The following is a 7,087-nucleotide window of genomic DNA, read 5'->3' as shown; positions in this document are numbered from 1 at the left end:
GCGGCGGTGTCTGTGCGGGCGGCCTTCTCGAAGCGCAGGGAGCCGTCCTCGATGGGGGCGTCCTGGAGCATGGCGCGGTCGCGGTAGTAGTTGTTCCACAGGCGCCACGGGTCGCGGGTGCCCTGGCGCGGCATGACCTCGTTGGCGCGTGCGATGTAGCCGGAGGTCAGCGCCTCGCCCATGACGGAGAACTCCGACCGGTCGGCGTCGGAGGCCAGCGGGGTGGCGATGTCGTGACCGTGGCTGCGCATGTGCGCGAGCAGGCGGGCGGTGTAGTCGGCCGCCAGGTCCGCCTTCAGGGTCCAGGAGGCGTTGGTGTAGCCGATGACGAGGGACATGTTGGGGACGCCTTCAAGGAGCACGGCCTTGTAGAGGACGCGGTTCTTGACGTCCACCGGGCTGCCGTCGACGGTGAGCTCCATGCCGCCCAGGAGGCGGACGCTCAGGCCCGTGGCGGTGACGACGACGTCGGCCTTCAGTTCCTCGCCGGACTTCAGACGGATGCCGTCCGCGGTGAAGGTGTCGATGTGGTCGGTGGCGATCGACGCCTTGCCGCTCTTGAGCACCTTGAACAGGTCGCCGCCGGGGACGACGCACAGGCGCTGGTCCCACGGCTTGTAGCGGGGGCTGAAGTGGCGCATGTCGACGCTCTTGCCGGCCCGGGCGCGCACCAGGCCGAGGAGCGCCTTGCGGGCGAGGCGGGGGTACTTGCGGCAGAAGGCGTAACTCCCGCGCTGCAGCGCGATGTTGCGGGTCCGGGCGATCTTGTGCGTGAGGCGGGCGGGGGCGCGCAGCTTCTGCAGGAGGAAGGTGACCGGGTCGACCTCGGGCAGCGCGAGCACGTACGTGGGCGAGCGCTGCAGCATGGTGACGTGCGCGGCCTCGTCGGCCATCGCGGGCAGCAGGGTGATGGCGGTGGCGCCGGAGCCGATGACGACGACGCGCTTGCCGGTGTGATCGAAGTCCTCCGGCCAGTGCTGGGGGTGGACCAGGGTGCCCTGGTAGTCCGCCTCGCCGGGGAACTGCGGGCGGTAGGGGGTGTCGTAGTCGTAGTAGCCGGTCGCCCCCACGAGGTAGCCCGCGCTGTACGACTCGTGCTCGCCGGTGCTCTCGTCCTCGACCTCGACGGTCCAACGGCCGGTGTCCTGCGAGAAGTCGGCGCTGATCGCCCGGCGCCCGAAGCGGACGTGCTCCAGCACACCGTCGTCGGCCGCGGCGTCCTCGACGTACTGCCGGATCTCCGCGCCGCCGGCCAGGATGCGCGCGTCGCGCCACGGGCGGAAGCCGAATCCGAAGGTGGACATGTCGGAGTCGGAGCGGATGCCGGGATACTGGAAGAGGTCCCAGGTACCGCCGACGCGGGCGCGCCGTTCGAGCACGACGAGCGAGGCGCCGGGGTTGCCGCGCAGGACGTGCCGCGCGGAACTGATGCCGGATATTCCGGCGCCGATGACCAGGACGTCGACTTGCTGCTGCTCCATCGCGGAGGGTCCTCACTCTCGCTCGCGGGCCCCGGGGAGAGGCAGGGAAAGGCGGAGGGTCGCCGCCACGGGGAGCGCCGACGGTTGCGCAGACACGCGGCTCCGCATCTCTGCGGTACCGGCAACTTACCTGCGACACCGCGTTTCAGATACCTCCGGTAACGTGACTTGGATCACACGCAAACGTGCCTGGAGCAGGGCAAATACCCAAAGAGCGTGGACGTTGAGTGGGGAGAACGTGGCGGGGTTGCGTGTGCCGCCCCTCTTGACGGTCGGCGGCGCGTCACGACGTCGCACCCCTCGGCGCCATCGCCCGGCGGGACGAGTATCCGCCCACCTCGCCCGGTCACCATGCCGTATCGCAGCCCCAGGAAGAGCTTCTTGCCTGAGCTATCGAAATTCGATAGATTCCCATCGCAAGTCGATGGAGGGATGAGGCATGGGACAACTGACCGTGCGGGCGCTGCGCGTCGTGCTCGCGGTGGTGCTCGCGGGCACCCTGTTCGTACAGGCGTCGATGGCGTGGGTGCTGGTGAGCGGAAATGATCCGGAGGACGGGTCGCTGGCGCTGACCGCGATGCGCGTGATCGCGATCCTGGGGATGGTGCCGGTCCAGGTCGCCCTGGTCTGCGTGTGGCGGCTGGTGGCGATGGTGCGGCGCGGGACCGTGTTCTCGGACGCCGCCTTCCGGTACGTGGACGGCGTGATCGGGTCGATCGTGGCCGTGTCCCTCGTGTGGTTCGCGGTCACGGGTGTCAACGCGCCCGGTCAGCGGGACGATCCGGGGGTCACCTTGATCATGGGTGGGATCGGCGTCGCCATCCTGGGGGTCGCCCTCATCGTGCTCGTGCTGCGGATGCTGCTCGCCCAGGCCGTCGCGCGCGACGTCGAAGCGACGCGGATGCAGGCCGAGTTGAACGAGGTCATCTGATGCCGATCGCCGTCGACATCGACGTGATGCTGGCCAAGCGGAAGATGTCCGTGGGTGAGCTCGCGGACCGGGTGGGGATCACCCCGGCCAACCTGGCGGTCCTCAAGAACGGCCGTGCCAAGGCGGTGCGGTTCACGACGCTCGCCGCGCTCTGCGAGGTGCTGGAGTGTCAGCCGGGCGACCTCCTGCGCTGGGAGGACGGAGACGCCGCGGGCGACTGACCGGCCCGCGGCGCCCTCCCGTACCGCGGCTCAGGGTGCCCGGTGGGCCGCCATCACGTGCTTGACCCGCATGTAGTCGTCCAGGCCGTAGCGGCTGAGGTCGCGGCCGATGCCGGACTGCTTGTAGCCGCCGTGCGGCATCTCGGCGGGGATCACCTGGTGGCAGTTGAGCCAGACGCAGCCGAAGTCGAGCTCGGCGCTCACCCGCATGGCGCGAGCCAGGTCCGCGGTCCAGACGCTGGAGGCGAGGCCCAGGTCGACGCCGTTGGCGAGGGCGATCGCCTCGTCCTCGTCGGCGAAGGGCTGGACGGTGACGACCGGGCCGAAGATCTCCCCCTGCACCACATCGTCGTCCTGGCGGACCCCGGAGATCACGGTGGCCGGGAAGAAGTAGCCGGGGCGGTCGAGGAGCGCGCCGCCCGTCTCCACCATGGCGTGATCGGGCAGCGACTCCACGACGGACGCGACGCGGGCCGCGTGGGCCGCGCTGTTGAGCGGGCCGTGGAAGACGTCGTCCTCGTCCGGCGCCCCCGCCCTGGTGTTCCGCGCGGCCTCGACGAGCGCGGTCAGCAGCGCGTCGTGCGCCTCGCTTTGCACGAGGACGCGGGTGACCGCGGTGCAGTCCTGGCCCGCGTTGAAGAACGCGGCGTCGGCCAGGGCGCGGGCCGTGCGGACCAGGTCGACGTCGGCGAAGACGATCGCCGGCGCCTTGCCGCCCAGTTCGAGGTGGACGTTCTTCACGTCCCGCGCCGCTTCCGCCATGACCTCGGATCCGGCGCGGGTGCTGCCGGTGATGGCGACCATGTCGACGTCCGGGTGAGCGACGAGGGTCCGGCCGGTGTCGCGGTCCCCGCAGACGATGTTCACGACGCCGGGCGGGAAGGCCCGCTGCGCGAGTTCGCCGAGCAGGACCGTCGACCACGGGGTGGTGTCGGACGGCTTCAGGACGACGGTGTTGCCGGCGGCGAGAGCCGGACCGAGCTTCCACACGGCCATCATGAAGGGGTAGTTCCAGGGCGTGACCTGGGCGACGACCCCGACCGGCTCGCGGCGCACGTACGAGGTGTGGCCCTCGGCGTACTCCCCCGCGGCGACGCCCTCCAGAACGCGGGCCGCACCGGCGAAGAACCTCAACTGGCCGGCCCCGCGCAGGATTTCAAGGGTACGGGTGGTCTCGCGGGGTTTACCCGTGGCGCGCACCTCGGCCGCGAGGAGCTCGTCCGCGTGCTCGACGACCAGGTCGGCGAGGCGCAGCAGCGCCTCCTGCCGCCGGGCCGGGGTGCTGCGCCGCCACCCGGGCAGGGCACGGCGGGCGGCCGCGACCGCACGGTCCACGTCGGCGGCCGATGAGCGGGGCGCCGTGCCGTAGACCTCCTCGGTGGCGGGGTCGGTGAGTTCCATGCGGTCGGACGCCCCGGCCGCGCGGCCGTCGACGACGTTGTGCAGGGTGAGGTCAGACATCGGCGGTCTCCTTGCGCAGCGCGGCCACGGTGACGCCGGGGGCGAGCCGCCCGTCGGTCACCTTCAGCTCGATGAGGGCGGCCCGGCCACAGGCCAGGGCGCGCTCCAGGGCCGGCCCGAACTCCTCGGTGACGGTGACGGTCTCGCCATGGGCGCCGAAGGCCCGGGCGTACGCGGCGAAGTCGGGGTTGCCGAGGGCGGTGCCGCTGACCCGGCCGGGATAGGTCTGCTCCTGGTGTTGGCGGATGGTGCCGTACTGCGCGTTGTTCAGGACGAGGATCAGCGGGGCGGCGCCCTCGGTGACGGCGGTGGCGAGCTCCTGACCGTTCATCAGGAAGCAGCCGTCGCCCGCGATGGAGACGACACGGCGGCCGGGGTGTTCGAGGGCGGCGGCCACGGCGGCGGGGATGCCGTAGCCCATGGAGCCGTTGCGCGGGGCGATTTGGCGTCCGCCCGCCCGGTGGGTGAGAAAGCGCTGGGCCCAGATGGCGTGGTTGCCGGCGCCGAAGGTGACGACGGCGTCGGCGGGCAGCCGGGCGTCGAGGGCGGCGAAGACGGCGCCGAGGTCGAGCGGGTCCCCGTCCGGCGCCGGGGTGCGGAAGGCGAGGTGCGCGGCCCGGTCCTGCTTGGTGAGCGTGGCCCAGGGCACGGGCCCGCCGGGCCGCAGCCCGCGGACGGCCGCCCCGAAGCCGGTGGGAGCGGCGAGCAGCGTCAGTTCGGCCCGGTGGAGGACGCCCGGGGGCTGGGCATCGGGCAGCACCTGCACGAGGCGGGGCCCGGTGCCGTCGTGCGGCAGCAGCGTGTACCCGTCGGTCGTGACGTCGCCGGGCGCGGCTCCGACGGCGATCAGTAGGTCCGCGGTGCGCACCCGCTCCGCGAGCTGGTCGTCCCGGCCGTAGCCGAGGTGTCCGACGTAGTTCTCGGTCTCGTTGTCGAACAGGTCCTGGCAGCGGAAGTCGACAGCGACGGGCAGCGACCACGCCTGGGCCCAGTCGCGGACGTCGGCGCGGGCGTCGGGCGTCCAGCGGCTGCCGCCGAGGATCACGAGCGGCCGCTCCGCGGCAGTCAACAGGCTCTGGAAACGGGCGAGTTCGGCAGGGGCGACGCCGCCGTCCGGAACCGGCAGCGGGGTGGCGTCGGGGACCTGGACGGTGTCCGTGAGCATATCCTCGGGCAGTCCGATGACCACCGGCCCCGGGCGGCCGCTGCTCGCGACGGCGAAGGCCCGGGCCACGTACTCGGGGATGCGGGCGGCGTCGTCGACGGTCTCGACGAGTTTGGCGCTGGCGCCGAACGTGCCGCGCAGGTCCAGTTCCTGGAACGAGTGCCGGTCGGTGTGGTCGCGCGGGACGAGGCCGATGAAGAGGATCAGCGGGGTGGCGTCCTGGTGAGCGGTGTGCAGGGCGACGAGCGCGTTCGTGGCGCCGGGGCCCCGGGTGGTGAAGCAGATCCCGGGGCGCCCGGTGAGCTTGCCGTGCGCCTCCGCCATGTAGGCGGCGCCGCCTTCGTGGCGGCACACCACCAGACGGACCGGGGCGTCGTGCAGGGCGTCGAGGGCGGCGAGGTAGCTCTCGCCGGGCACGCCGTACGCGGTGTCGACGCCGTGCGCGGCGAGCTGATCGATCAGGACCTGGCCGCCGGTGCGGGCAGGGTGGTGCCGGTTCATGCGGGGACCTCGACGTTCTGGGACGGGGTGGAAGGGGTGGCGGCGCGCCGGCGCAGGACCGTCCCGGCGGCGAGGGAGCCGGCCACGGTGCAGGCGGCGATGACCATGAGCAGCAGGGCGGCGCCCCACGAGGCGCCGTCGGCGGCGCCGGTGAGCGAGGTCGCCATCAGCGGCACGAAGCCGGACAGGACGCCCGCGAGGTTGTACGACATGGCGACGGCGCTGTACCGGAACTCCTCGGGGAACATCCCGGAGACAACGGCGCCGATCGGCGCGTACGGGATCGACAGGGCGCCGATGCCGAGCGAGACACCGAGGTAGACCAGGCCGGTCTCCTTCGTGTCGACGAGCCAGAAGGCGGGGAACGCCACGACCATCGTGACGAGCGCGCCCATCGCGCAGACCCGCCAGGCCCCGATCCGGTCGGCGAGCCGTCCGGCGAGGACCAGCACCACGATCTCCACGACCGAGCCGATGACGGTGGAGTTGAGCATCGTCTGCTTGTCGATGCCGAGTTCGTCGGTGCCGTAGGAAATGATGAACGTGCTCATCAGGAAGAAGCCGCCCACGCCGAGGAACGCGGCACCCACGCCCACGATCATGCGGCCCCAGGTGCGCCGGAACGCCTCGACGAGCGGCGCCGGCTTCGGGCCGTTGCGTTCGGCGTCGTCCAGCATCTTGCGGAAGACCGGCGACTCCTCGATGTGCATGCGCAGGTAGAGGGCGAAGCCGAGCAGCGGGAAGGCGATCAGGAACGGCAGGCGCCAGCCCCACGAGTAGAAGGCGTCGTCGGGCAGCATGCCGACCAGCGCGAAGGCACCGCTGGACAGCAACGTCCCGACGGGCGAGCCGAGTTGAGGGATGGACGAGTAGCTGCCGTGCTTCTCCTTGGGGGTGTGCTCCAAGGTGAGCAGCATCGCGCCCGACCACTCGCCGCCCACCGATATGCCCTGGAGGAAGCGCAGGGCGGACAGCAGTGCGGGCGCCCAGATGCCGATGGTGTCGTACGTGGGCAGCAGGCCGATGCAGCCCGTCGTGGCGCCCATCATCACGACCGTGATGATCAGTGAGACCTTGCGGCCGTAGCGGTCACCGATGTGGCCGAAGATCGCGGCGCCGATGGGGCGGGCCACGAATCCGACGGCGAACGTCACGAACGAGGCGATCGTGCCGACCGCCGGATCGAGCTCGGGGAAGAACAGCTTGTTGAAGACGAGCGCGGCGGCGGTGCCGTAGAGGAAGTAGTCGTACCACTCCAGTGCGGTGCCGCTGAAGGCTGCCGTCAGCAGTCTTCTGATGTCCTTCAGGTCGGGCTTGCTGGGCGTGC

General features: G+C 71.5%; 6 protein-coding genes. 2 read left to right on the top strand and 4 right to left on the bottom strand.

The genetic code is table 11. The features are described 5' to 3' along the window. The coding region (locus tag M4J07_RS45895) for a flavin-containing monooxygenase (protein ID WP_255982981.1) at positions 1 to 1,481 on the bottom strand (1,481 nt) is incomplete at its 3' end. 439 nt (positions 1,482 to 1,920) lie between these two features. Here M4J07_RS45895 and M4J07_RS45890 point away from each other — a divergent pair. Both M4J07_RS45890 and M4J07_RS45885 read left to right on the top strand, forming a co-directional pair. Next, positions 1,921 to 2,412, top strand: coding sequence for a DUF2975 domain-containing protein (locus M4J07_RS45890; RefSeq protein WP_255982979.1), 492 nt, complete (start codon positions 1,921 to 1,923; stop codon positions 2,410 to 2,412). Further along, the gene (locus M4J07_RS45885) at positions 2,412 to 2,633 is read left to right on the top strand and encodes a helix-turn-helix domain-containing protein (protein ID WP_255982977.1); all 222 of its coding nucleotides are present in this window, start codon (positions 2,412 to 2,414) and stop codon (positions 2,631 to 2,633) included. The genes M4J07_RS45890 and M4J07_RS45885 overlap by 1 nt, the downstream gene beginning before the upstream one ends. A 30-nt stretch (positions 2,634 to 2,663) precedes the next feature. Here M4J07_RS45885 and M4J07_RS45880 read toward each other — a convergent pair whose 3' ends face one another. The 3 genes from M4J07_RS45880 to M4J07_RS45870 all read right to left on the bottom strand — a co-directional run. Continuing rightward, positions 2,664 to 4,094 carry an aminobutyraldehyde dehydrogenase gene (locus M4J07_RS45880; RefSeq protein ID WP_255982975.1) on the bottom strand — a complete coding sequence of 477 codons (1,431 nt, stop codon included), beginning with the start codon at positions 4,092 to 4,094 and terminating at the stop codon, positions 2,664 to 2,666. Further along, entirely contained in the window at positions 4,087 to 5,760 is a 1,674-nt protein-coding gene (locus tag M4J07_RS45875) for a thiamine pyrophosphate-dependent enzyme (protein ID WP_255982973.1), read from the bottom strand. The genes M4J07_RS45880 and M4J07_RS45875 overlap by 8 nt, the downstream gene beginning before the upstream one ends. Continuing rightward, positions 5,757 to 7,087 (bottom strand): MFS transporter (locus M4J07_RS45870; protein ID WP_255982971.1); only part of this gene is annotated, 1,331 nt, incomplete at its 5' end. The genes M4J07_RS45875 and M4J07_RS45870, both read right to left, overlap by 4 nt.

The organism is Streptomyces longispororuber (assembly GCF_024448165.1).
Lineage (GTDB): Bacteria > Actinomycetota > Actinomycetes > Streptomycetales > Streptomycetaceae > Streptomyces > Streptomyces longispororuber_A.
Note: the sequence above shows the minus strand (reverse complement) of the source record. Positions and strands in the feature narration are given on the sequence as shown.

Bases quoted from the DNA above. Each gene is read 5' to 3' on its own strand.
- M4J07_RS45875 (WP_255982973.1), bottom strand. From the start codon at position 5,760: ATGAACCGGCACCACCCTGCCCGCACCGGCGGCCAGGTCCTGATCGAT.
- M4J07_RS45885 (WP_255982977.1), top strand. From the start codon at position 2,412: ATGCCGATCGCCGTCGACATCGACGTGATGCTGGCCAAGCGGAAGATG.
- M4J07_RS45880 (WP_255982975.1), bottom strand. From the start codon at position 4,094: ATGTCTGACCTCACCCTGCACAACGTCGTCGACGGCCGCGCGGCCGGG.
- M4J07_RS45890 (WP_255982979.1), top strand. From the start codon at position 1,921: ATGGGACAACTGACCGTGCGGGCGCTGCGCGTCGTGCTCGCGGTGGTG.